The organism is Paraburkholderia sp. GW821-FHT02A12 (assembly GCF_059422005.1).
Genome location: NZ_JBWKWA010000001.1, coordinates 1,725,529 through 1,748,195, shown reverse-complemented (window position 1 = coordinate 1,748,195; position 22,667 = coordinate 1,725,529). Strand labels below are relative to the sequence as shown.

General features: G+C 62.2%; 22 protein-coding genes and 2 pseudogenes. 13 read left to right on the top strand and 11 right to left on the bottom strand.

The window, feature by feature from the left end:
• Positions 1-123: 123 nt before the first annotated feature.
• From AC07WT_RS07780 to nac, 7 genes are all read right to left on the bottom strand, one after another.
• Positions 124-891 (bottom strand): LamB/YcsF family protein, encoded by a 768-nt coding sequence (locus AC07WT_RS07780; protein WP_492590308.1) that lies wholly within the window; start codon positions 889-891, stop codon positions 124-126.
• Between the two features lie 85 nt (positions 892-976).
• Entirely contained in the window at positions 977-1,444 is a 468-nt protein-coding gene (locus AC07WT_RS07775; protein WP_494946623.1) for an acetyl-CoA carboxylase biotin carboxyl carrier protein, read from the bottom strand.
• Between the two features lie 3 nt (positions 1,445-1,447).
• Positions 1,448-2,464, bottom strand: a complete 1,017-nt coding sequence (locus tag AC07WT_RS07770) for a 5-oxoprolinase subunit C family protein (RefSeq protein WP_494946622.1) — start codon at positions 2,462-2,464, stop codon at positions 1,448-1,450.
• Positions 2,461-3,132, bottom strand: coding sequence for a 5-oxoprolinase subunit PxpB (gene pxpB / locus AC07WT_RS07765; protein WP_492590416.1), 672 nt, complete (start codon positions 3,130-3,132; stop codon positions 2,461-2,463). The genes AC07WT_RS07770 and pxpB overlap by 4 nt, the downstream gene beginning before the upstream one ends.
• Before the next feature lie 83 nt (positions 3,133-3,215).
• Positions 3,216-4,568 (bottom strand): acetyl-CoA carboxylase biotin carboxylase subunit, encoded by a 1,353-nt coding sequence (accC, locus tag AC07WT_RS07760; RefSeq protein WP_494946621.1) that lies wholly within the window; start codon positions 4,566-4,568, stop codon positions 3,216-3,218.
• A gap of 6 nt (positions 4,569-4,574) precedes the next feature.
• Entirely contained in the window at positions 4,575-5,099 is a 525-nt protein-coding gene (locus AC07WT_RS07755) for an acetyl-CoA carboxylase biotin carboxyl carrier protein (RefSeq protein ID WP_494946620.1), read from the bottom strand.
• Positions 5,100-5,322: 223 nt separating this feature from the next.
• Complete coding sequence (gene nac, locus AC07WT_RS07750; protein WP_494946619.1) at positions 5,323-6,249, bottom strand: nitrogen assimilation transcriptional regulator NAC; 927 nt, start codon at positions 6,247-6,249, stop codon at positions 5,323-5,325.
• A 277-nt stretch (positions 6,250-6,526) separates the two neighbouring features.
• Here nac and AC07WT_RS07745 point away from each other — a divergent pair, with 277 nt between their 5' ends.
• The 6 genes from AC07WT_RS07745 (at position 6,527) to AC07WT_RS07720 (ending at position 13,206) form a co-directional block, all read left to right on the top strand.
• Positions 6,527-7,735 (top strand): aspartate transaminase, encoded by a 1,209-nt coding sequence (locus tag AC07WT_RS07745; RefSeq protein WP_494946618.1) that lies wholly within the window; start codon positions 6,527-6,529, stop codon positions 7,733-7,735.
• 122 nt (positions 7,736-7,857) lie between these two features.
• Positions 7,858-8,967: a porin gene (locus AC07WT_RS07740; RefSeq protein ID WP_494946617.1), complete on the top strand. Its 1,110-nt coding sequence runs from the start codon at positions 7,858-7,860 to the stop codon at positions 8,965-8,967.
• 170 nt (positions 8,968-9,137) lie between these two features.
• Positions 9,138-10,280, top strand: a complete 1,143-nt coding sequence (locus tag AC07WT_RS07735; protein ID WP_494946616.1) for a Re/Si-specific NAD(P)(+) transhydrogenase subunit alpha — start codon at positions 9,138-9,140, stop codon at positions 10,278-10,280.
• A 10-nt stretch (positions 10,281-10,290) separates the two neighbouring features.
• Positions 10,291-10,623, top strand: a complete 333-nt coding sequence (locus tag AC07WT_RS07730) for an NAD(P) transhydrogenase subunit alpha part 2 (protein WP_494946615.1) — start codon at positions 10,291-10,293, stop codon at positions 10,621-10,623.
• Positions 10,620-12,059, top strand: coding sequence for an NAD(P)(+) transhydrogenase (Re/Si-specific) subunit beta (locus AC07WT_RS07725; RefSeq protein WP_492590318.1), 1,440 nt, complete (start codon positions 10,620-10,622; stop codon positions 12,057-12,059). The genes AC07WT_RS07730 and AC07WT_RS07725 overlap by 4 nt, the downstream gene beginning before the upstream one ends.
• Before the next feature lie 112 nt (positions 12,060-12,171).
• Positions 12,172-13,206, top strand: a complete 1,035-nt coding sequence (locus AC07WT_RS07720) for an L-idonate 5-dehydrogenase (protein WP_494946614.1) — start codon at positions 12,172-12,174, stop codon at positions 13,204-13,206.
• Positions 13,207-13,435: 229 nt separating this feature from the next.
• On the opposite strand, the gene AC07WT_RS07715 is transcribed toward AC07WT_RS07720, so the two are convergent.
• A complete protein-coding gene (locus AC07WT_RS07715) occupies positions 13,436-14,104 on the bottom strand; it encodes an RraA family protein (protein WP_494946613.1) in 669 nt (222 codons plus the stop codon).
• Between the two features lie 425 nt (positions 14,105-14,529).
• Complete coding sequence (locus AC07WT_RS07710; protein WP_494946612.1) at positions 14,530-15,435, bottom strand: LysR family transcriptional regulator; 906 nt, start codon at positions 15,433-15,435, stop codon at positions 14,530-14,532.
• Between the two features lie 95 nt (positions 15,436-15,530).
• On the opposite strand from AC07WT_RS07710, the pseudogene AC07WT_RS07705 reads away from it, so the two are divergent.
• The 6 genes and pseudogenes from AC07WT_RS07705 to AC07WT_RS07680 all read left to right on the top strand — a co-directional run.
• Positions 15,531-16,460 (top strand): annotated as a pseudogene (locus AC07WT_RS07705) (ketopantoate reductase family protein); the annotation flags it as partial.
• A 165-nt stretch (positions 16,461-16,625) separates the two neighbouring features.
• Positions 16,626-17,018: a VOC family protein gene (locus AC07WT_RS07700; RefSeq protein WP_494948395.1), complete on the top strand. Its 393-nt coding sequence runs from the start codon at positions 16,626-16,628 to the stop codon at positions 17,016-17,018.
• A gap of 1 nt (position 17,019) precedes the next feature.
• Positions 17,020-17,478, top strand: coding sequence for a MaoC family dehydratase (locus AC07WT_RS07695; RefSeq protein WP_494946611.1), 459 nt, complete (start codon positions 17,020-17,022; stop codon positions 17,476-17,478).
• Positions 17,478-18,698, top strand: a complete 1,221-nt coding sequence (locus AC07WT_RS07690) for a CaiB/BaiF CoA transferase family protein (RefSeq protein ID WP_494946610.1) — start codon at positions 17,478-17,480, stop codon at positions 18,696-18,698. Before AC07WT_RS07695 ends, AC07WT_RS07690 begins: the two co-directional genes overlap by 1 nt.
• Positions 18,698-19,531: a shikimate dehydrogenase gene (aroE, locus tag AC07WT_RS07685; RefSeq protein WP_494946609.1), complete on the top strand. Its 834-nt coding sequence runs from the start codon at positions 18,698-18,700 to the stop codon at positions 19,529-19,531. The genes AC07WT_RS07690 and aroE overlap by 1 nt, the downstream gene beginning before the upstream one ends.
• A gap of 19 nt (positions 19,532-19,550) precedes the next feature.
• Positions 19,551-19,628, top strand: a pseudogene (locus tag AC07WT_RS07680) (type II 3-dehydroquinate dehydratase); the annotation flags it as partial.
• A 460-nt stretch (positions 19,629-20,088) separates the two neighbouring features.
• Here AC07WT_RS07680 and AC07WT_RS07675 read toward each other — a convergent pair.
• Complete coding sequence (locus AC07WT_RS07675) at positions 20,089-21,075, bottom strand: electron transfer flavoprotein subunit alpha/FixB family protein (protein WP_494948394.1); 987 nt, start codon at positions 21,073-21,075, stop codon at positions 20,089-20,091.
• Positions 21,076-21,097: 22 nt separating this feature from the next.
• Positions 21,098-21,847 (bottom strand): electron transfer flavoprotein subunit beta/FixA family protein, encoded by a 750-nt coding sequence (locus AC07WT_RS07670; protein WP_494946608.1) that lies wholly within the window; start codon positions 21,845-21,847, stop codon positions 21,098-21,100.
• Between the two features lie 302 nt (positions 21,848-22,149).
• Here AC07WT_RS07670 and AC07WT_RS07665 point away from each other — a divergent pair, with 302 nt between their 5' ends.
• Positions 22,150-22,665 carry a thiamine pyrophosphate-binding protein gene (locus tag AC07WT_RS07665; RefSeq protein ID WP_074283245.1) on the top strand — a complete coding sequence of 172 codons (516 nt, stop codon included), beginning with the start codon at positions 22,150-22,152 and terminating at the stop codon, positions 22,663-22,665.
• Positions 22,666-22,667 lie beyond the last annotated feature (2 nt).

The window sequence follows — 22,667 nt, the reverse complement described above, 5'->3', positions numbered from 1 at the left end:
AATGCTGTTACCAATGTATACGCCGTGAAAACGCGAGGCAAAGACGGATTGGCTTTGTGGCGATAAGGCTGGCTTATGGTTGAACGACGCGGTTTGGCCAATGCGGGTTGCCCGACGCGCCGTCTAGCGTACGAGCTTCGACACGGGCACGACCCGGCCGCCCGCCGACTCGATCACACCACGCACCGTGCGCGCGAGTTCGACAGCGCCGGGCGTATCGCCGTGCAGCAGGATCGACTGGATCGCGACCTTGAGCTTGTGGCCCGCGATCGTCGTGATGGTGCCTTCTTCGAGCAACTCTTTGACGCGTGCCAGGACGGCCGCGCGGTCCTTGATGACCGCGCCTTCCAGCTTGCGCGACACGAGCGCACCCTGATCGTCGTAGGCACGGTCGGCGAGAAACGTGTTCGCTGTGCGAATCCCGATGTGGTCGGCGGCCCGTTCGATTTCCGTGTTCGTCGACACGCTGATGATCAGATCGCGGTCGAATTCGGCAACCGCCCGCACCAGCGGCTCGGCCAGTTCATATGATGCTGCAGCCATGTTGCCCAGCGCGCCGTGGAAGCTCATGTGCGTGACGCGGTGTCCCGCTGCCTTGGCAATGCCGGCAAGCGCGCCCATCTGATACACCACGTAATTCGCCAGTTCAAGCGGGTCCGCCTGAATTTGCCGCCGGCCGAAGCCCATCAGGTCGGGAAAGCCGACATGCGCGCCGACGTCGATCTTGCGCGCCAGTGCCATCCGCACCGTCCTGTCCATGATGACCGGGTCGCCCGCGTGATAGCCGCATGCGACGTTGGCGGACGACACGATATCGAGCATCGCTTCGTCCTCGCCCATACGATAGGGCCCGAAGCCTTCGCCCAGGTCCGCGTTCAGGTCGATTTCCACAATCCACTCTCCATTCTTTAAGCGGTCTGTGCCGGGCAATCCGCAGCGGACCCCTTCGGCTCAGAGTCTGTCTATCGATAAACGTCTACGCCGATGGCGATAGCTCGAGCAATGGCGTTCCATAACCGACCGTCGTACCATGCGCGGCACACCACTGCATGACCACGCCATCCACTGGCGCGACCACCGGAACACACAACTGCGCGATCTGCAGCAAGCCGACGATGTCGCCCAGTTTGACGTGAGCGCCCGCGCTGACCAACGGCGTTGAACGCGCCGGATGCGCGGTCAGAAAGATGCCGGCCGACTTCGCGGTGACGCTGACGGCCTGCCCGTTCAGCGACGGTTCCGGCGCGCCCGCTCGTCCAGAGCGGGCTATAGGCGGAGCCGCCGGCGCCGACGCGTCCACGCCGGCGGAGCAGGACACCTGCTCCATCGTCAAACGAACCGTCGCCCCGGGCTTGCTGATTTCGATGAACTCGATATCGACCGCTGCCAGCCACGACGTGATTTGCCGAAGCTCGTCGATATCCACTTCGATTTTTTGTGTCATGTTTCAGTGTCGGGAAGGACGAAACAGCGCAATGAGATTGCGCACCTTGACGAGATAGCTGTCCAGTTCTTCCAGTGCGTTGACGGCTTCCGTATACGTCGTCTGAACAAAGCGAATCTTCGTACCAATGCGCGCCTGCGCGAGCCGCCACAAATCCGCCTCGATCACGGTGCCGATCTTCGGATAGCCGCCGGACGGCTGGGCATCCCGAAGCTGAATGATCGGCTGTCCGCTATGCGGCACCTGGATCACACCCGGCACGATCCCATGCGAGCGCTTTTCGATCGCATGCGTCGCGATCAATGTCGGACCGGCGAGGCGATATCCGTACCGATCGCTCTGCGGCGTCACTTTCCACCCATCGCGCCAGAACGCTTCCAGCGATTCCGGCTGGTAGCAGTCGTACTCCGCGGCGGGCAGCACGCGCACCACGGTTTCGCCTGCGTCGGCTCCGGGAAGGGATAACGGAGCCGGCAACGAGTACTCAGGCGGCACAGTGCCGAATCCCGCGGCGTACATGGGATCTTGCAGCGCGGCCGGGTCGGTCTGATTGGCCAACCCCACCGCCTTCACCACATCGCCTTTCTGCAATTGACGACCGTTATAGCCGCCGAACTGGCCGCGCAACTGCGTGCTACGCGAGCCGAGCACCACCGGTACGTCCACGCCGCCTGCAAGCGACAGGTAACAGCGCGTGCCGCTGGTCGGGACGCCAATCGTCAGCACGTCGCCCTGTTTCGCATGCACCGTCCACCACGGCAACACGGGCCGCTCGCCCAGCCGCGCCGAGCAGTCGGCGCCGGTGATGGCGAACGCAAGGTCCTCGAGGAAGCGGATACGGAAGGGAAACATCGGAATTTCGATGCCGGCCGCGTCGTCCGGATTGCCGAGCAGCAGATTGCCGACCGCGAGCGCCAACCGGTCCATCGCGCCGGCCGTTCCGACGCCGTAGCGCAGATAGCCTTCACGCCCCTGGTCCTGCACCGTGGCGAGCGCGGAAGAAGACAGGATCTCGATCATGGAACAATCCTCTCGACGCGAAAACGGATCATGTCGCCGGGTGCGAGCGTGGCCGGGTTGTCACGCGCCGGGTCGAAGAACGACATCGACGTATGACCGATGGTGTTCCAGCCGCTGGGTCCCGCCGACGCCGAGACCCCGGTCTGCACCCCGCCGATCGACACCGCGCCGCCTGGCAGTCCCAGCACCGGCACCTTGCGCCGCGGCGTGGCGATGCGCGGATCCATGCCGCCCAGGTAGCAGTAACCCGGATGGCTGCCGAGCGCATAGACCGTGTAGAGCGGCGCGCAGTGCAATTTCACGACCTCATCGACAGACAACCCAGTGTGATTCACGACGTCCTGCAGATGCGGCCCGAACTCGCCGCCATATTCCACCGGCAATTCCACCACCTTCCCTTCGATCTGCAACTCGCTCGCCGCGGCCCACGCGTCGCGCAAAGCAGCGCCCAGCGAATCCGGATCCGCGGGCGGCGTGGAAAACGTCAGCATCAGATTGGTCACCCCCGGTACTGCCTCACGCACGCCCGGCCACGATTCGACCTCACGGGCGAGCGTCCAGATACGGCGCTGTGCACGCAGATCGAGTGCGCCCGGTGCTTCGAACAGCATGGCCGTCGTACCCAGCATGCTGATGCAAAGCGGCTGCTCCGATTCATCCTGTTTCATTGCAAGGACGGTCCCCTGTGAATCCGGCCGTAGCCGTTCGACTGCGTCCGCGTGCGCGATCGACGCATGCTCAACGGTCAGCGTCATGTCTGTTTCCTCTTTGCGAGCCAACGCTCCAGATGATGAATATCGACCCCGCCCTCACCGAATCCTTCGTCCTCGAGCATGGCCTGATGCAATGGCACGTTGGTGCGAATGCCTTCGATGCGCATCTCCGAGAGTGCAAGGCGCATGCGCGCCAGCGCCTCCTCACGGGTTGCGCCGTGTGTGATCACCTTGGCGATCAGCGAGTCGTAATACGGCGGTACGACAGCGCCGCCGCTCATATGCGAGTCCACCCGTACGCCGTTGCCGCCCGGCAGTTCCCAAACGGAAATCTTCCCCGGACACGGGACGAATGTGAACGGGTCCTCCGCGTTGATCCGGCACTCCAGAGAATGGCCAAGCGTGCGAATGTCCGACTGACGAAGGGTCAACGCGTGTCCCTGGGCGATCCGGATCTGTTCCCGCACGATGTCGATGCCCGACGTCATCTCCGTCACGGGATGCTCGACCTGCAACCGCGTGTTCATTTCGATGAAATAGAACTGGCCGTTCTCGAACAGGAATTCGAAGGTGCCCGCGCCGCGGTAATTCGTCTGCCGGCAGGCCTCGACACAGCGCTCGCCCACTTGCCGGATCAGCTCCGGGTCGATGCCGGGTGCGGGCGCCTCTTCCAGTACCTTCTGATGACGCCGTTGCAGCGAACAGTCGCGCGAACCGAGCCACAGGGCATTGCCGTGCGTATCGCACAAGACCTGAATTTCGACGTGACGCGGATGCTCGAGAAACTTCTCGACATAGAGTTCCGGCTTGCCGAACGCGCGGCGTGCTTCCTCCCGCGTCACCGACACCGCCTCGAGCAACTGCTCGGGGCCCGGCACGACTCGCATGCCCCGCCCGCCGCCGCCGCCCGCCGCTTTGACGATGACCGGATAGCCGATGTCCTGCGCGACCCGCAGGATCTCCGTGGGGTCGTCCGGCAGACCGCCATCCGGGCCCGGCACGCATGGCACGCCGGCCGCGCGCATCGCCCGTTTGGCGGCGACCTTGTCGCCCATGGTCCGGATAGAGTCGGGTTCGGGGCCGATGAAGGCCATGCCCGCTGCCTCGACCTGCGCGGCAAAATCGGCGTTTTCCGAAAGAAAGCCGTAACCGGGATGAATCGCCTGCGCGCCGCTCACGTGCGCCGCGAACAGGATCGCGGCCCGGTTCAGATAACTCTGCCCAGGTGCAGCAGGACCGATGCACAGCGCTTCGTCGGCGAGCCGCACATACCGTGCATCGGCGTCGGCCTCGGAATGGACGGCAACGGTTTTAAGACCCAGTTCACGGCAGGCGCGCTGGATTCGAAGCGCGATCTCGCCGCGGTTGGCAATCAGTACCTTGTTGAACATGGTCGATCAGCCGATCCGAAACAGCGGCTGCCCAGATTCCACTTCGCTGCCCGGAGCCACCAGAATCTCCAGAACGGCGCCGCTGAATTCGGACTCGATCGCGTTGAACATCTTCATTGCCTCGATCGTGCAGAGCACCTGCCCTTCTTCGATCGCGTCACCGGGATTCACGAATGGCGACTCGCCGGGCGCCGGCGTCAGATGAACGACGCCGAACATGGGCGCACGAACGAGTTGCGGCTCATTTGCGGTTGCAGGGGGTGCGGGGGTTGCAGGGATTGCGGGGGCTGCGCGGGTTACGTCGGCTGATTGCGCCGGCTCGGCGAGCGGCGCTTGAGCCCCTTGAGCCCCTTGAACGTCCGAGGCGCACGCCGTGGCTGCACGTTCGTCGCCCGCTGGCGCATCAGCCCGCTTGCCGCGCCGTTTCGCCTTCACGAGCTTGACCCGTTCGTCGCCCTCGATGACCTCGAGCTTGGCTAGCGGAGATTCCGCTAACAGGTCGATAAGCGCCTTAATCTTCTGGAGATCCATCTTTGAGTCCGTGGCCGGTTGGACGCGCGCCGGTCGACTGGCGTGCGCGAAGCACCGCTGGGGCTGTACGGCAACCAGATTCGCTCTCCAGTTGTCTCGCCCGCGTGACGGCTAGCCTCGTCGCTCCGGCTCACTGCGAACCGGGCGATCGACGATGGACTCAATGTATCCGGCGCATAAAAATTGCGCCAAGACGGTTTGGCTTTGTAGCGATAAGGTGCGCTTATGTATCGGCGCCGGGCTCCGAACGCACGTCGAGCGCAAGGTCGCCTGCCAGTTCCAGCAGGATGTCCTTGACGGCCGCGGCGGGCTCGGAAAGCGGCAGGTGATCGGACAGACAGACCGATAGCGGAATCTTGATGACGGGCGAAACGATGCGGCAGCAGACAATGTCGCCCGCCGCGGCGACCACGCGAGCGGTGGAATCCGGCAGGATGGTCGCGCCGATCCCCGCGCTCACCGCCGCCGACAACGTCGACGCGGATTCGATTTCGGCCACGACCTTGGGGATCATCTGGACGCGCGCGAATCCCTCGTCGACGTACTTGCGCAGATAGTTGTAAGGACGCGGCAGCAGCAAAGGCACGTCGCGCAATTCTGTCACGCCGATCTGCTCCTGCGTGATTCCCATGCTGCGCGGGGCGACAAGGAACAGTTCCTCGTTCATCAGAAGCTGGAACGACAGACCGTGCACGGGCTTATCGCCATACAGCACCGCCATGTCCATCCGCCCGTTCATGATCAGCTCGCTAAGCGTCGTGCCGAAATTCTCGTTGATGTAGAGAAGGATGTCCGGATGCCGGGCGCGAACAGTGCGCAACAGCGGCAACGACAGCGCCGACGCTCCGGTGCCGGGCGCCAATCCCACCGAAACCTGGCCTGACAGCGTCTGGCCGGCACTCTTGACGTCGGCCTGAGCCTGTTCATACTGCCGCAGGATCAGCTGGGCGTGGCGATACAGCGTCGCGCCCGCCTCGGTGGCCGTCACGCCCCGCTTGGTACGCACCAGCAGCTGTTGCTGGAACTCGTCCTCGAGCGTGATCAACTGCTGGCTCAGCGCCGGCTGGGCGATATGAAGCACTTCGGCGGCCTGCGTCAGGCTGCCGATATCGACGATCTTCACGAAGTACTTCAAACGCCGCAGGTTCACGGTAGTCGCGTCTCAACATTAAGGGATGGCAACAATGATAGGGCAAGCGCCGCCCGGCGCACAGTGCTTAAAAAACCTTCCTCTGACTGTGGCAACGCGAAACAGCAGTGTGTCAGCGTATTCCCGCCTGGACCTCGATCGGCAAAGGCCGGACGGACGCGCACGCGTACCATTGCGTCATAAGTGGATGTTATTGCACCAGCGGAAAGTCATCTTGGCTTGAACTTTTTCGCGCGCTTAATGTAAAGGCTCGTCAAATGCCGTTGAGGAGTCAAGTGTGAGTGCATCGCGAATTGCCGCCCGCGTCCAGCGAATCAAACCTTCGCCGAGTAGTGCCGCGGCCGACCGGGCCGCGGAACTGCGGCGGCAGGGAAAAACCATCGTCAACCTCGTGGTCGGCGAACCCGATTTCGATACGCCGGAGCATATCCGTCGCGCCGCCTTCGACGCCATGGAGCGTGGCGAAACGCGCTACACGCAAACAGCCGGCACGCCGGCACTGCGCGCCGCCATCGCGCAGAAGCTCGCGCGGGAAAACGGACTCTCATACGATCCCAAACACATCATCGTCACGTGCGGCGCCAAACACGCGATCTTTAACGCGCTTGCCGTCACCGTGGAAGCGGGCGACGAAGTCCTGATTCCCGCCCCTTACTGGGTGTCCTACCCGGACATGGCGCTCGCCTGCGATGGGGCGCCGGTCGTCGTGCCCTGCACCGAGGAAGACAGCTTCAAGCTCACACCCGCCAGCCTCGAAGCGGCGATCACGCCACGCACGCGCTGGCTCATCATCAATTCGCCGACCAACCCCACGGGCGCAACTTATAGCACCGGCGAACTGCGCGCATTGGCGGATGTGCTGTTGCGTCACCCGCACGTGCTGGTGATGATGGACGACATTTACGAGCATATCCGCTTCGACGGCGAAGCGCCGCAACACCTGCTTTCGATCGAACCCCAACTCAGCTCACGCACACTGGTCGTCAACGGCGTTTCCAAGACCTACGCGATGACCGGATGGCGTATCGGCTACGCCGCTGGCCCCGCCGACCTGATCGCGGCCATGGACACGCTTCAGTCCCAATCCACCAGCAACGCCAGCTCGATCAGCCAGGCCGCGGCGCTCGCGGCGCTGAACGGCGACCAGACATTCGTACAGCAATCGGTGCGGACCTACAAAGCGCGCCGTGACCACGCGCTCGAAGCCCTCAACGCGATTCCCGGTATCAGTTGCAAAACACCGGGCGGCGCCTTCTATCTGTATGTCAATTGCGGCGGCATGATCGGCCGCACCACGCCGCAAGGCAAGCGCCTCGAGGGCGACGCGGATGTCGTTCTGTATCTGCTCGAGCACGCCGGCGTCGCATTGGTTGCCGGATCGGCCTATGGCGTTTCACCTTTCTTCCGGATGTCGATCGCCACGAGCATCGAGATCATCGATGAGGGCTGCAGGAAGATTGCAGCCGCGGTAGCCGCACTGAAATGAGAGTATGGCGACGACGTGAATACGTAGCGTCGTCGCTTTGTAAAAAGACATGCCGCGCCGAGAGGACGCGGCAGTCGGTTTGGAGTTTTCCACTTTTCGTCAATCTGCAAGGGGATCTATTCGTGAAAAAGCATACTTTAGCCATACTAACTGGTCTTGGACTGGCAATCTCCGGGATCGCACACGCGCAGTCGAGCGTCACCCTATACGGCATCATCGACGAAGCGGTGCGCTACGACACCCACCAGAACAAGTCCGGCGGGAAGCTTTTCACGATGGGTAGCGGCGGCGAGATCCAGGGCAGCCGCTGGGGTTTGCAGGGAACCGAGGATCTCGGCGGCGGGCTGGCCGCCATTTTCCAACTCGAAGGCGGCTTTACACCGAATACCGGTGTGACACAGCAGTCCACGCCGTCCGGTGCCGCCCGCCTGTTCGGCCGCACCGCGATGGTCGGGCTCAGCAGCCCTTACGGCACGGTGACGATGGGGCGTCAATACACGCTGGTGCATGAAATGGGATGGACGCACGACATCTTTGCGTTCGCCAATTACACCGGCACAATCGGCTTTCAGGGCGCCGGATTGACCGGCGGCGGCCGTCTGGACAATTCCGTGCGATACACCTCGCCGACGCTCGCCGGCTTCACCCTCAAGGGTGCCTATACGTTTGGCCAGACAGCGGGCAACATTCACCAGAACTCCTCACCGGCCGTCAGCCTCTCCTATGACCACGGCCCGTTGAGCGTCGGCGCGGCCTACCAGGTCGTGAACGACATTGGCGGCCTGACGCCTGCGACTAGCACCTATGGCAGTACCTACTTCGGCGTGACGATCCCGGACAGCTCGCAAAAGATCTTCACCGCGGGCGCAACCTATAAATTCGGCGCGGCGAAGGTGTTCGGCTCGTATATCTACAGCCACGTCTATCCGGCCGATTATCGCAACGACTCCTTCTCCACCGCGGTCCAGTACTACATCACGCCGGCACTCGTGCTCGATCTGCCGTTCTACATCGACTTCGTCCATCACGCGGGCCGGAGCGGCACACGCATCACCGGCGGCCCGACGCTCGACTACTTTTTGAGCAAGCGCACCGATGTCTATGTCGGCGTGGACTACAACCACCTCACCGGCGCGTGGACGACTCTCGCGGCCGCCTCCGGTTCGAACCAGCCGTTTTTTGGCTACAACTCGCTGTTCGAGGCAGCGATCGGTCTGCGTCACAAGTTCTAACGTCTAAGGCATCCAACGACTGTTCGGCGTTTCCCGATGCCGAACAGTCCCCGCCGAAAGCCGCATCACATCGGAGCGCAATCTCGCTCCGATCGCCAATACCAAGTCTCAGGTTCAGAAGGCAGACCTCGATCCGCCAATACCGCCCACCCATCCCAGGAGGAACACTCATGAGAATCGGCATCCCTGCCGAAAGCCGCGCCGGCGAGACGCGCGTCGCCGGCACGCCGGAAACAGTCAAAAAACTCACCGCGCAGGGGCATACCGTTCTAGTGCAAAGCACGGCAGGCGAGCGTGCCCATTTCCCCGATACCGCCTACACACAGGCCGGCGCAACGTTGGTCGAATCAGCCGAAGCATTCGCCGCCGATCTCGTACTCAAAGTACAGACACCGACAGAAACCGAACTCCAGAAAATGAAGCGTGGCGCGATTCTCGTCGGCATGCTTAACCCGTTCGACGTGGATCAGGTCGCCCGAATTCGCGCCGCGGGCGTACCCGCGTTCGCACTCGAATCGATTCCGCGTACGACTCGCGCGCAAAGCATGGATGTGCTGTCGTCACAAGCCAATATCGCCGGCTACAAGGCCGTGCTGCTGGCGGCGAGTTTGTACCAGCGGTTCCTGCCCATGCTGATGACCGCTGCGGGCACCGTCAAAGCGGCACGGGTACTCGTCCTCGGCGCAGGCGTCGCAGGCCTGCAGGCGATTGCCACGGCAAAGCGACTGGGCGCGGTGATCGAAGCGTCGGACGTGCGCCCCGCTGTCAAGGAGCAAATCGAATCCCTGGGCGCAAAGTTTCTCGACGTCCCGTGCGAAACCGACGAAGAGCGCGAAGCCGCCCAGGGTGCAGGCGGCTACGCGCGCCCGATGCCGGCCTCGTGGATCGCACGCCAGGGCGCTCTGGTTCATGAACGGGCCCGACAAGCGGATATCGTCATTACGACCGCGCTGATCCCGGGACGCACAGCCCCCACGTTGCTCAACGAAGAGACGGTACGCGAGATGAAACCGGGCTCGGTGATCATCGATCTGGCCGCAGGCAGAGGTGCAAGCGTGGGCGACAGGCGCGGCGGCAATTGCCCGCTGACCGAAGCGGATGCCGTGGTGCTGCGCCACGGTGTCCATATCGCCGGCTATACCAATCTGCCGGCCATGGTCGCAACAGATGCATCTTCGCTCTACGCGCGCAACGTGTTCGACTTTCTGAAACTGATCGTCGATACAGACGGCAATCTGAAGATCGATACCAGCGACGACATCGTTGCGGCCACCTTGCTGGGCCACGACGCCTCGATGCTGAAAACCGCGTAAGGAGACCGCCATGGAACTCATCACTCATACCACCACCAATCTCATCATTTTTGTTCTGGCGATCTATGTCGGTTACCACGTTGTCTGGAACGTGACCCCTGCCCTGCATACGCCTCTGATGGCCGTCACCAACGCGATATCCGCGATTGTCATAGTCGGCGCCATGCTGGCGGCAGGACTGACCGTGGGCGGCACCGGCAAAGCGTTCGGCGCATTCGCCGTGGCGCTCGCGGCAGTCAATGTATTCGGCGGCTTCCTCGTGACGCGTCGCATGCTTGAGATGTTCAGGAAAAAAGACACTAAAAGGCCGGCCGCAAACGAAGCCAACGGAGCCTCGCGATGAGCATGAATGTCGTCACTTTGTTGTACCTTGTCGCCTCCGTATGCTTCATTCAGGCGCTCAAAGGGCTGTCGAATCCGAAAAGCGCCAGGCTGGGCAATGCCTTCGGCATGGTCGGCATGGCGCTCGCCATTCTGACGACCCTCGCGTTGATCGCGAAACAGGCATCCTCACTCGGCTCGGACCTGATGCTCGGGCTGGCGGTCCTGGTCGTCGCGCTGATCGTCGGTGGCGCGATCGGCACTGTTGTTGCCGCGCGCGTCGAGATGACCAAAATGCCCGAGTTGATTGCAGCCATGCACTCGTTGATCGGGCTGGCCGCCGTTTGTATTGCCTATGCGGTAGTTTCCGAGCCAGCCGCTTTCGGACTGGCCGCAACCGGCGGCGAGCTGCCGTATGGCAATCGCGTCGAGTTGTTCATCGGCACCTTCATCGGCGCGATCACGTTCTCCGGGTCAGTGATCGCCTTCGGCAAACTGTCCGGCAAATACCGCTTCCGTCTGTTTCAGGGCGCACCGGTCGTGTATCCCGGGCAGCATGCGCTCAATCTTGCACTAGCCATTGCGATGGTCGGCTTCGGGATTGCGTTCTTTCTGACCCAGTCATGGTTGCCCTTCATCGTCATGACCGCTATTGCGTTCGCGCTTGGCGTGCTGATCATCATTCCGATCGGCGGCGCCGACATGCCGGTCGTTGTCTCGATGCTCAACTCGTATTCGGGCTGGGCTGCCGCGGGCATCGGCTTCTCGCTGAACAACCCCATGCTGATCATTGCCGGATCGTTGGTCGGCTCGTCGGGTGCGATTCTTTCGTACATCATGTGCCGGGCGATGAACCGGTCGTTCTTTAGCGTGCTGCTCGGCGGCTTCGGCGCTGAAGCCGCGGCTGAGGGCGGCGCCAAACGGGAACAACGGCCGGTCAAATCAGGTTCCGCCGACGATGCAGCGTTCCTGCTAGGCAATGCGGAATCAGTCGTGATCGTTCCCGGCTACGGATTGGCGGTCGCGCGAGCACAGCATGCGCTGAAGGAGTTGACCGACAAGCTCACCGGCAAGGGCATCGAGGTCCGTTACGCGATCCATCCGGTGGCCGGCCGGATGCCGGGTCATATGAACGTGCTGCTCGCCGAAGCGGAAGTGCCGTACGACCAGGTATTCGAAATGGAAGACATCAACGCGGAGTTCGGCCAGACCGACGTTGTGCTCGTCCTGGGCGCCAACGACGTGGTCAATCCCGCCGCAAAAACAGACCCGGCGTCGCCGATCGCCGGCATGCCGATTCTGGAGGCCTACAAGGCACGCACCGTGATCGTCAACAAGCGGTCGATGGCGTCCGGATATGCCGGTCTCGACAATGATCTGTTCTATATGGACAAAACAATGATGGTGTTCTCGGATGCCAAGAAGGTCATCGAGAACATGACCAAGGCGCTCGAGTGAGCAACCATAAGCGGCGACTATCGGCCCAGACAACTTCGGTCTTTGTCGATCAGGGCTTTAAACGCTACCGTATAGCGTGCTGATCCCGTATTCACCGTTATAGGCACTTACCATGCATGCACTTGTCATTCACGCACCACTCGATCTGCGCATCGAGGACGTTCCCACGCCTGAACCGGAAGCAAACCAGTTGCTCGTACGGGTTCGGGCCGGCGGTATCTGCGGCTCCGATCTTCACTACTTCAATCATGGCGGTTTCGGCACGGTTCGCATCAAGGAACCCATGGTGCTCGGCCATGAAGTATCCGGCGCCGTCTCGCGTGTGGGGCCTGGCGTGACGGATATGCCGGCCGGCACCCGGATCTCCATCAGCCCGAGCCGGCCTTGTGGTCTGTGCCAATACTGTCAGCAAGGGCTGCAGAACCACTGTCTGGATATGCGCTACTACGGCAGCGCCATGCGCACGCCGCACGTGCAAGGCGCATTCCAGCAGGAGATCGTGATCGAACGTTCGCAGGCGCACGTCGTGGCGGACTCGTTGAGCGATGCGGAAGCCGCGATGGCCGAACCGCTCTCTGTCGCGCTTCACGCCGTTCGACGCGCGGGTCCGTTGCTCGGTAAGCGTGTGCTCGTCACAGGGTGCGGACCGATCGGCGCGTTGATCGTGGCGGCCGCGCGCAGAGCCGGTGCGGCGATGATCGTAGCAACCGATGTGAATACGCTGCCGCTCGACAGCGCGAAAAAGGTCGGCGCCGACCTTGCGCTCAACATCGCGGAGACGCCGGACGCGCTCCAGCCGTTCGCCGCCGACAAGGGCAGCTTCGATGTTCTGTTCGAGGCCAGCGGCAACGCGGCGGCATTGCGCGGTGCATTCGACGTGCTCAAACCACGCGGCGTGATCGTCCAGGTCGGCCTCGGCGGCGACATCGCCTTGCCGATCAACGTGATTGTCGCCAAGGAATTCGATCTGCGCGGGGCGTTCCGGTTTCACGAAGAGTTCGCTGTTGCCGTCGAACTGCTGAACAAGGGATTGATCGACGTGAAGCCTTTGATTTCAGGCATTTTCCCGTATCAGGATTCGGTCAAGGCGTTCCAGACAGCGGGCGACCGTTCAAAATCGATGAAGGTGCTGGTGAGCTTCGATTGATCGCGCACGTAGGGCGGCGATGACGCGGCAATCCGCGTTCGTCGCCGTGCGTCCACCCATGACTGCTCCCTTTCCGACGACACCGTTCACGAAAACTCCATGCCTCCGGTGCCCGAACTTCCCGCTTGCGAACGGCTCGATCACCTGTTCGAGAACAACGAGCGCTGAGCCATATAAAAAGCCGACGTCGATGCAGACGTCGGCTCTTGCCCTTCTCTCTACGCGTTGCTCAGTTGTTGCATCGCGCTTCGAGCGCATCGATAAACGCGCGGTTCCAGCGGCCCTCCTTCATCGCCCGCATGGTCTCCGCCTCCGCTTCCAGAACGGCTAGCGCTTTTTCAATGACATGCTCGGCATCGTCTTGGGGAATGGCCAGCAAGCCGTCCTGATCACCGACCACGATGTCCCCCGGATTGACCACCATGCCTCCGACCGACACCGGCACATTGATTTCACCCGGACCGTCCTTATACGGCCCACGGTGCGTGACCCCGCGCGCGTAAACTGGAAAATCCCGATCGCGAATTTCTGCGACGTCGCGGATTGCGCCATCTACCACCAAACCGACAACGCCGATGTGGGCTGCGTAGAAAGACAGAATCCCGCCGACCACAGCGTTGTTAAGATCGCCACCCGCGTCCACGACCAGTACGTCACCTGGACGGCAAAACTCCAGGACGCGCAGGTAAGTCAGGTTATCCCCGCCTCGCGAGCGCACCGTGACCGCGGTGCCGGCCATCGTCTTCTTGCCGGGCCGTTGATAGGGGTGGAGTCCCACACTGCCGATGTTGCGATGCATGTTGTCGCTGAGAGCAGATACGGGAATATCACGCAATGCAGTAAGGATCTTGTCGGCAGCTTGAGGCGCCGAAGGGTTTTTCCTGATGGCTTTGTACATGGTCGATCTTCGCTTCCAAGTGTAAGGGGAGCGGCTCATGCAGGTCAGGAACGAGTAGGCACGACGCGCTCATCCGGGCACATCACATCAGTCCGAAGACGGGAGTCGATTTGCACCTGTCGACGCACAGATGCCTCACTGGCTACCCGGCCGTCTGACAGTGATAGCCAGGCGCTCTCCATTGCCTTCCTTGCTGCCGCTGTAACACGGATATAACGGTATATCGCCCCCGCCAATCACGCCAAGACGGGTTCGTTCTTGCGCGATAGGAAACGCTTATGAAACGCAATTGTCGGAGGAAGCGGCGCTGGAACTCGCACATGGGGAGTTCGCGTTGTGGAAGACGTGAGCGCGAGACCTGTTCTCCGCACGGCAATAAGGCAGAGCCTCCCAGGACGCCGCGACCACCGCAGTCCCGCGAAAAGTCACCGCAAACTGCTGAATAGCTGAGCCACCAGATCGCGCAGCCAGCGATTTCCCGCTTCGTGGTGATAGCGGGCGTGCCAGTGCTGCCGCACCGCAAATCCCTCCACCGGTATCGGACACGGATGCACCGACAGGCCATTCACCTTCGCCAGCGTCTCGCCGATATGCCGCGGCAGCGTGGCAATCAGGTCGGTGCTCTTGATGATGGCCCCGAGCCCGAGAAAACCCGGCAGCTCGAGTACAACGTCCCGCTCGACGTGCTCGCGCACAAGAGCCTGCTCCAGCAGTTGCGCCCCGGTCCCTGCCGCGATGGCGACATGGCCTTCCGCGCGGTACTGCTTAAGCCCGAGCTTTCCGCGCACGCGCGGATGATGCTTATTCATCAGACACACCCAGTCCTGCGTGTACAACTGCTGCTGGTAAATGTTGCCGCCGAGCCAGGGCACGTGGCCGATCGCAAGGTCTGCCTCACCTGATTCCAGCGCGCGTTCGGTATTGCCGTCGATCCTGGCCGCTTCGAGGCGGATCCCCGGCGCCTGCGCGCGCACGTGCGCCAGCATTCGAGGAAGCAACGTGATGTGGCTCGCGTCGGTCATGCAGATGCGGAACCGCCGCTTTGCGGTGGTGGGATCGAATGCGATCTCCCACGCAGCGAAGCGCCGCAGTGATTCGAGAATCTCCCTGCACGGACCGATCAGCGCATCGGCTTGCGGCGTCGGCGCCATGCCGCCAGGCGTACGTACGAACAGCGGGTCTTGCAGATGCTCCCGCAAACGCCCGAGCCAGATGCTGATCGTCGGCTGACTCTGTCCGAGCTGCTCCGCGACGCGTGTGACGCTGCGGACATCGTAGAGAAGATCGAAAAGCTGCAGCAGCTTCAGATCGGGGAGTTCTGCCGGGTTCATAGCGATATTGTCTGGTGCAATGACGTCATTGTATCCATTGCATTGCGGACATGAGCACCGAATCGTATCTTGATCTCCGGATTAAGGAGACGACAGTGAAGATTGCGATTCTGGGTGCGGGTGCGCTGGGCTGCGCCATTGGCGCGGCGCTGACCGAAGGCGGCAACGAAGTCTGGCTGCTGAACCGCTCGGCGGCACACATAGCAGCCATGCGACGCGATGGTCTATGCGTAGACGATGCGAACGGCTCGCGTCGCGTGAAAGTCCGCGCGGCGACGCGGGCCGCGGAGGCCGGCGCCGTCGATCTGGTCGTCGTGCTGGTCAAGTCATTTCATACCGATGCGGCGATGCGCGGCGCCCTGGAGCTGATCGGACCCGACACGCTGGTCCTGTCGTTGCAGAACGGCCTTGGGCACGAAGATGTGCTCGCCGACATCGTGGGGCGCGAGCGCGTGCTGGCCGGCAAGACGTACGTCGGCGGCGTGATGCGCAATCCGGGGCACATCGAGTCCGGCGTCGCCGGCAAGGCGACTTACATCGGCGAACTCGATGGCCGGATCACCTCCCGCGTGACGGCGATCGCTGAAACCTTCAACGCCGCCGGACTGGCCACCACGGTCAGCGACAACATCGTCGGCACGATGTGGGACAAGCTGCTGGTCAATGTCGCAACCGGCGCGCTGACGGGCACCACCGGCCTGACCTACGGTCAGCTTTACGACGAGCCGCTTCTGAAGAATGCGGCGCTCGCAGCGGTCGCCGAAGCGATCGCGGTCGCCCAGGCCGCAGGCGTAACGCTCTCCACCACCGATCCCGAACGCCCGTGGACCCTCGCCGGCGAAGGACTATCCGCCACCTTCAAGACTTCGATGCTGCAAAGCCTCGAAAAAGGCTCCATCACCGAAATCGACTTTATCAACGGCGCGGTCGTGCGCTGGGGACAACGGCACGGCGTGCCGACGCCCGTCAACGCGACGCTGGTCGCGTGCATCAAGGGCATCGAGCGCGCCATGACCGACCGACAACACAGCAACATCTTGCATGGGACCAGAGTAACGCGCTATGGGGCTGGAGTAAGCGCTAAAGCGCTAACTCCAGCCGACACGCGAACTCTGGTCGACCGCAATGAATTGCATGGGACCAGAGTAGGCGCTAAAGCGCCAACTCTGGTCGACAAGGGAGACAACCGCATGAACGGCAGCAAGGCTTATCTGGAGCATGTCGCCATCTGGGTGAAGGACATCCACTGGCACATCCGTTTTTTCGAAGACGTTCTCGGCATGACGATGCGCGAGGTCGACGGCACCGTCGAGGAACCCCGTCAGTACTGGACGCTCGGCGGTTTGCAATTCATCCATAACCCGCAGCATGACGCGCCTGAAGGCCGCCTCGGCCACCTGGGTGTCATGTGCGAAGACATGGAGGCCGCGCTGGCTGCCGCGCAAAAGTATGACGTCAGCGAAATGCCACAGGGACGCAACTGGTTGCGCCTGCCGGACGGCCTCGCCGTCGAACTGATCCAGGCGAAGCCCGCGTCGTGCGTGGCGCGCGCACTGGACATTAATCCGCGTGCGGAGGTTTGAGATGACGATCGTCGATAAATATTGGGACGATGCCCGCGAGGGCGACGAGTGCGTGAGCCCGAACTACACGGTAACGAAGGAACGCATTCTGGCCTATGCAGACCTGACAGGCGATCACACGCCGGTGCATGTGGACGAGGAATACGCTAGTGCGAGCCACTTCGGTTCGATCGTCGCACACGGTCTGTTTGGCTTGTCGATCGCCGATGGGCTCAAGACCCAAAGCGACTACCGCTTCCTGCCTGGCATGTCGCTCGGGTGGACGTGGGACTTCAACCTGCCGATCAAGGTCAATGACGTGCTGCACGTGAAATTCCGTGTGGGCACGATGCGCGCGAGCAAGAGCCGTCCCGACTGGGGGATCGTCGTACTGCCGTCCGAACTGATTAATCAGGACGGAAATGTCGTCCAGCATGGCGAGCATCGTCTGATGGTTCCGCGCCGCCCGGGAGCATTCTGATGCAAGCACGTCCTCTCGAAGGTATTCGCGTCGTCGATTACAGCCATTTTCTGGCCGGTCCGTATGTTGGGCGCTGTCTCGCGGCGCTCGGCGCCGAAGTCATCAAGGTCGAACGTCCCGGCAGCGGCGACGCCGGGCGTCAGCATGCCACGGCGCTCGATGACGAGCAGAGCGGCTATTTCCTGCAACTGAACATGGGCAAGCGCGGCGTCAGCGTCAACATGCGCGACCCGCGCGGCAAGGAATTCATGCAGCGGCTGTGCGACTCGGCAGACGTATTCGTCGAGAACTACCGGCCGGGTGCGCTCAACAAGCTCGGGCTCGGTTATGACGAACTGTCTGCGCGCAATCCGAAACTGGTCTACTGCTCGATATCAGCTTACGGCCATACCGGACCGGATGCGCATCGCGCCGGTTTCGGCCTGATTGCCGAAGCGCGGAGCGGGATCATGCAGATGATCGGCAATCCCGGCGAACCGCCGCCGCTGATGCGTATTTCGCTCGGCGACATGTACACCGGCATTCATGCAGTGGCCGCGATCAATGCCGCGCTGCTTGGTCGCGTGAAGAGCGGCCGCGGGCAACACGTCGACATGGCGCTGTACGACACACTGGTGTCAATGCACGAATACGCGGTGCAGTGCTACACGATGCAAGGCATCGTGCCGGAGCAGACCGGTCACGACATGCCCACGTCAACGCTCTACGGCGTGTTCCGTGCCGCCGACGGCGACCTCGTGATCGCAGCGCAGGTGGACGACGCGTGGCAGCGCTTCGCCGCCCTGGTCGAGTCGCACGGCGGACCGGACGGTTTTGGCACCGACACACGCTTTCACACCCTCGCGGGACGCAATACGAACCGGTTGGAGATTCTGTCCGTCGTGAAGCCCTGGGTGGCAAGCCGACCGGTCGCGCGGGTGCTTGATCTGTTGGATAGCATCGACGTGCCTTGCGCGAAGGTGCAGCGCATTGACGAAGTGCTTGCCGATCCGCAGATCGTCGCGCGCGGCATGGTGGTCGAGCAGGAGCACCCGCGCTACGGCAAGTTGCGTCTGCCGAACCTGCCGTTCCGTTTCTCCGACTGCGACACGACGATCCGCGAGGTCGCGCCCGATCTCGGTCAGCACAACGCGGAAGTGGCGCAATCGCTGGGCTTCGGCGCTGCCGAGATCGACGCAATGCAAACCGATGGTGTGTTGTATTCGAAAGTGAGGCCATGATGACTGACCAATACGCAGTGGTCGGCAATCCGATCGGCCATACGAAATCCCCGCTGATCCACGGTCTCTTCGCGCAGGAGACGCAGCAGGACATGTCCTATACGGCAATCGAAGGACCGTTGGAACCGCAGGACGCGTTCGCCGCGACCGTGCGCGCGTTCATCGCAGCGGGCGGCAAAGGCATGAACGTGACCGCGCCGTTCAAGCTGAAGGCGTTCGCGATGGCCGACGAACGCAGCGAACGGGCGGCACTGGCTGGCGCCGCTAACGCGCTGAGCTTTAAGGACGGCCGGATCATTGCCGAGAACTTCGATGGCGTCGGCCTGTTACGCGACATCGAAGTCAACCTGAACCTGCCGATGGCCGGCAAGCGCGTGCTAGTCCTCGGCGCGGGCGGCGCAGTGCGTGGCGCATTGCTGCCCTTCCTTGCCGCCCGTCCCGCGGAACTGGTCGTCGTCAACAGGGACATCGCGAAGGTTCGGGCGCTGATCGACCAGGTCGCCACGAGCGGGCCGCTTGCCGCCTGCGGCTACGGCAATCTTGAGGCGATGGGACAGTTCGACCTGGTGGTCAACGCGACGTCGGCCAGTCTCACCGGCGATCTGCCGCCGGTTCCACCGAGCGTTTTCAGCCCAACCGGCGCGGCCTATGAACTGGCCTACGGCAAGCGGCTCACGCCCTTCCTGAGACTCGCGCGCAATGCGGGTGTGCTGGGTGTCGCGGACGGTGTCGGCATGCTGGTGGAGCAAGCCGCAGAGGCGTTCGCGTGGTGGCGCGGCGTGCGGCCCCAGACCCGCGCCGTGATCGACCGGCTCACCGTGCCGCTCGATTGAGAATGCAACGGAGTGACGAATGAAAACGACCCTGATGCTTCACGGTATCAACCACAATATGTTTGGCAAGCGCGACCCGGCGCAGTACGGAACAATCCTGCACTGCCGTCCTGTTCACGCTGTCCGTTTCGCTGCATGCAGGGTTTGCCCACGCTGACATCGAGACCGCCGAACACGTACATCATGATGGTGTCTAGATCTGCTTGCGCGCGCGTCACCCGCAGCGGCAAGTTTGCGCAGTTCGGCGGTTGCGTCCGCCGTACGGTTTTCGCTTAGCGTTCTTGGCATGCCTCACGACAGGGTCTCCCTCGCGATCCGGATGGCTTTATCGAAGCTGCTATCCGTGGCGACGTGCCGGTTGTCAACGCTCACGAGCCAACGGTCACTGCTACAGCACCAGCGAATCCTTCGCTCTTCAAGCAGCAATGCGAACCACCGCCAAATGGAGGCATCTTCGGCATTAGCGGCCAAGGCCGCCGCCGCTCTGACATGCCTCATATCATTCAAATTGCTCACGTGTCACCTCATCCGACCTGGACTTTCCCTCGACGTACCGCTTAAGACAGCATGGCCTCGAACTCCGGCACGACCGAGAACAGATCGCCCACCAGACCATAATCGGCGACGCTGAAAATCGGCGCTTCCGGGTCCTTGTTGATGGCCACGATGACCTTCGAGTCCTTCATGCCGGCCAGATGCTGGATCGCCCCCGAGATGCCGACTGCCACGTACAGTTGCGGCGCGACGATCTTGCCGGTCTGGCCGACCTGATAGTCGTTCGGCACGAAGCCTGCGTCGACCGCCGCACGCGAGGCGCCCAGCGCTGCGTTCAGCTTGTCGGCCAGCGGCTCCAGCACCTTCGTGTAGTTCTCGCCATTGCCCAGACCGCGACCGCCCGACACGATGATCTTCGCCGAGGTCAGCTCCGGACGGTCCAGCTTCGTCACTTCACGGCTCACGAACTGCGAAATGTCTGTGTCTGCCGCGGCTTCGATCTTTTCGACCGTTGCGCTGCCGCCAACGGCCGCGACCGCGTCGAAACCCGTCGTGCGCACCGTGATGACCTTGATCGGATCAGCCGATTGAACCGTTGCGATCGCGTTACCGGCGTAGATCGGGCGTTCGAACGTGTCGGCGGAAACCACTGCGGTGATGTCGCTGATCTGTGCGACGTCGAGCTTTGCGGCGATACGCGGGGCGATGTTCTTGCCGTAAGCAGTCGCCGGCGCGAGGATGTGCGTGTAGTCCTTCGCGATGTTCAGCACCGTCGCCTCGATGTTTTCCGCCAGGCCCGCTGCGAGTTGCGGCGCGTCGGCCAGCAACACCTTCGAAACGCCTGCGATCTTCGCTGCCGCATCCGCTGCGGCTTGTGTGTTGTGCCCTGCCACCAGCACGTGGACATCTCCACCAATCTTCTGCGCGGCTGCAATCGTGTTCAGCGTCGCGGCCTTGATCGACGCGTTGCCCCCCAAGGGGGCTTCCTCCCCACGGGGGCTTCCTTCGGTCGTCGGGGCGTCGTGTTCTGCTATTACAAGATTCACCAGATTCGTCATTTCGTCCGTCTCCTCACAGCACCTTGGCTTCGGTCTTCAGCTTCTCGACCAGCGTCTTCACATCCGGCACCATCACACCGGCGGAGCGCCTCGGCGGCTCGACGACTTTCAGCGTCTTCAGGCGCGGCGTCACATCAACGCCGAGGTCTTCCGGCTTGATGACTTCCAGCGGCTTCTTCTTCGCCTTCATGATGTTCGGCAGCGTCACGTAGCGCGGCTCGTTCAGGCGCAGATCGGTCGTGATCACAGCCGGCAAGCTCAGCGACAGCGTTTCCGCACCGCCGTCGACTTCGCGCGACACCGTAGCCTTGCCGCCAGCGACGACAACCTTCGAGGCAAACGTGGCCTGCGGCAGGTTTGCCAGTGCAGCCAGCATCTGGCCGGTCTGGTTCGAATCGTCGTCGATCGCCTGTTTGCCAAGAATGATCAATGAAGGCTGTTCCCTGTCGACCAGCGCTTTCAGCAGCTTGGCCACCGCCAGCGGCTGCAGTTCTTCGCCCGACTCGATCAGGATCGCGCGGTCCGCGCCGATCGCGAGCGCCGTGCGCAACGTTTCCTGCGCTTGCGTCACACCTGCCGACACGGCAATCACTTCGGTCGCCACGCCCGCTTCCTTCAGACGAACGGCTTCTTCAACGGCGATTTCGTCGAACGGGTTCATCGACATCTTTACGTTCGCCAGGTCAACGCCACTGCCGTCAGACTTCACCCGGACCTTTACGTTGTAATCGACCACTCTCTTGACCGGCACAACAATCTTCATGGTTCCCTCTCCAATCGGTTTGAACGCTAGTGTGCTTACTCAAACCAAGGGTTGGAATTCGGCATTCTGGAACGCCGCATTTCAGACGCTCGAATGCACACGCAAGCCAGAAGGGAAAGGATCCGCGCGTGAATCCGCACCGACAAATCCCGTTAACCCCAGCCTAATCGCGCCTTCCGCAATCAGTAATTGAGCGACGACTTTTGCTGATGCACGCTATCACTCATCAAAGCACGGTAATCGATCGGCCCTGCTTAGCGCGACGGCTATCCGTTTTCATCAACCTACCAAAACTCGTCATCATGTCAGTCAACTGGCCGGAAACAATCTTCGAGCACTTCAAAGCCGCTGACGTGCGGCAAGTGGCATACGTACCTGATGCGGGGCACAAACGTCTTATCGAACTCTGCGAAGCAGACGCTGAAATCCATGCGGTTTCGCTGACCACCGAAGAAGAAGGGGTGGCCATGATGGGCGGCGCATGGGTCGGTGGCCAGCGCGGCGTATTGCTGCTGCAATCGAGCGGCGTGGGCAATTGCATCAACATGCTTTCTCTGCAACACGAGTGCCGCATGCCCATCGTGATGCTGGTCACCATGCGCGGAGAGTGGGGAGAATTCAATCCCTGGCAAGTCGCCATGGGCAAATCCACCCAGGAAGCCCTCGAATCGGCGGGCGTCTACGTCTACCGCGCGGATGATCCCGCCGAAGTCCCTGAGACCGTGCGCGCCGCGCTGAATTTTGGCTACAACACCTCCCGGATGGTCGCTGTCCTGATCGGACAGCGCGTTATCGGCACCAAGAACTTTAACAAGTGAGC

What these genes read in the sequence shown, in the direction of transcription:
- AC07WT_RS07670 (WP_494946608.1), bottom strand. Translation starts at nt 21,847, where the DNA reads ATGAAGATTGTTGTGCCGGTCAAGAGAGTGGTCGATTACAACGTAAAG.
- pxpB (WP_492590416.1), bottom strand. Translation starts at nt 3,132, where the DNA reads ATGAAACAGGATGAATCGGAGCAGCCGCTTTGCATCAGCATGCTGGGT.
- AC07WT_RS07755 (WP_494946620.1), bottom strand. Translation starts at nt 5,099, where the DNA reads ATGGATCTCCAGAAGATTAAGGCGCTTATCGACCTGTTAGCGGAATCT.
- AC07WT_RS07695 (WP_494946611.1), top strand. Translation starts at nt 17,020, where the DNA reads ATGACGATCGTCGATAAATATTGGGACGATGCCCGCGAGGGCGACGAG.
- AC07WT_RS07725 (WP_492590318.1), top strand. Translation starts at nt 10,620, where the DNA reads ATGAGCATGAATGTCGTCACTTTGTTGTACCTTGTCGCCTCCGTATGC.
- AC07WT_RS07770 (WP_494946622.1), bottom strand. Translation starts at nt 2,464, where the DNA reads ATGATCGAGATCCTGTCTTCTTCCGCGCTCGCCACGGTGCAGGACCAG.
- AC07WT_RS07735 (WP_494946616.1), top strand. Translation starts at nt 9,138, where the DNA reads ATGAGAATCGGCATCCCTGCCGAAAGCCGCGCCGGCGAGACGCGCGTC.
- AC07WT_RS07775 (WP_494946623.1), bottom strand. Translation starts at nt 1,444, where the DNA reads ATGACACAAAAAATCGAAGTGGATATCGACGAGCTTCGGCAAATCACG.
- aroE (WP_494946609.1), top strand. Translation starts at nt 18,698, where the DNA reads ATGACTGACCAATACGCAGTGGTCGGCAATCCGATCGGCCATACGAAA.
- AC07WT_RS07665 (WP_074283245.1), top strand. Translation starts at nt 22,150, where the DNA reads ATGTCAGTCAACTGGCCGGAAACAATCTTCGAGCACTTCAAAGCCGCT.
- AC07WT_RS07690 (WP_494946610.1), top strand. Translation starts at nt 17,478, where the DNA reads ATGCAAGCACGTCCTCTCGAAGGTATTCGCGTCGTCGATTACAGCCAT.
- accC (WP_494946621.1), bottom strand. Translation starts at nt 4,568, where the DNA reads ATGTTCAACAAGGTACTGATTGCCAACCGCGGCGAGATCGCGCTTCGA.
- AC07WT_RS07720 (WP_494946614.1), top strand. Translation starts at nt 12,172, where the DNA reads ATGCATGCACTTGTCATTCACGCACCACTCGATCTGCGCATCGAGGAC.
- AC07WT_RS07730 (WP_494946615.1), top strand. Translation starts at nt 10,291, where the DNA reads ATGGAACTCATCACTCATACCACCACCAATCTCATCATTTTTGTTCTG.
- AC07WT_RS07710 (WP_494946612.1), bottom strand. Translation starts at nt 15,435, where the DNA reads ATGAACCCGGCAGAACTCCCCGATCTGAAGCTGCTGCAGCTTTTCGAT.
- AC07WT_RS07700 (WP_494948395.1), top strand. Translation starts at nt 16,626, where the DNA reads ATGAACGGCAGCAAGGCTTATCTGGAGCATGTCGCCATCTGGGTGAAG.
- AC07WT_RS07715 (WP_494946613.1), bottom strand. Translation starts at nt 14,104, where the DNA reads ATGTACAAAGCCATCAGGAAAAACCCTTCGGCGCCTCAAGCTGCCGAC.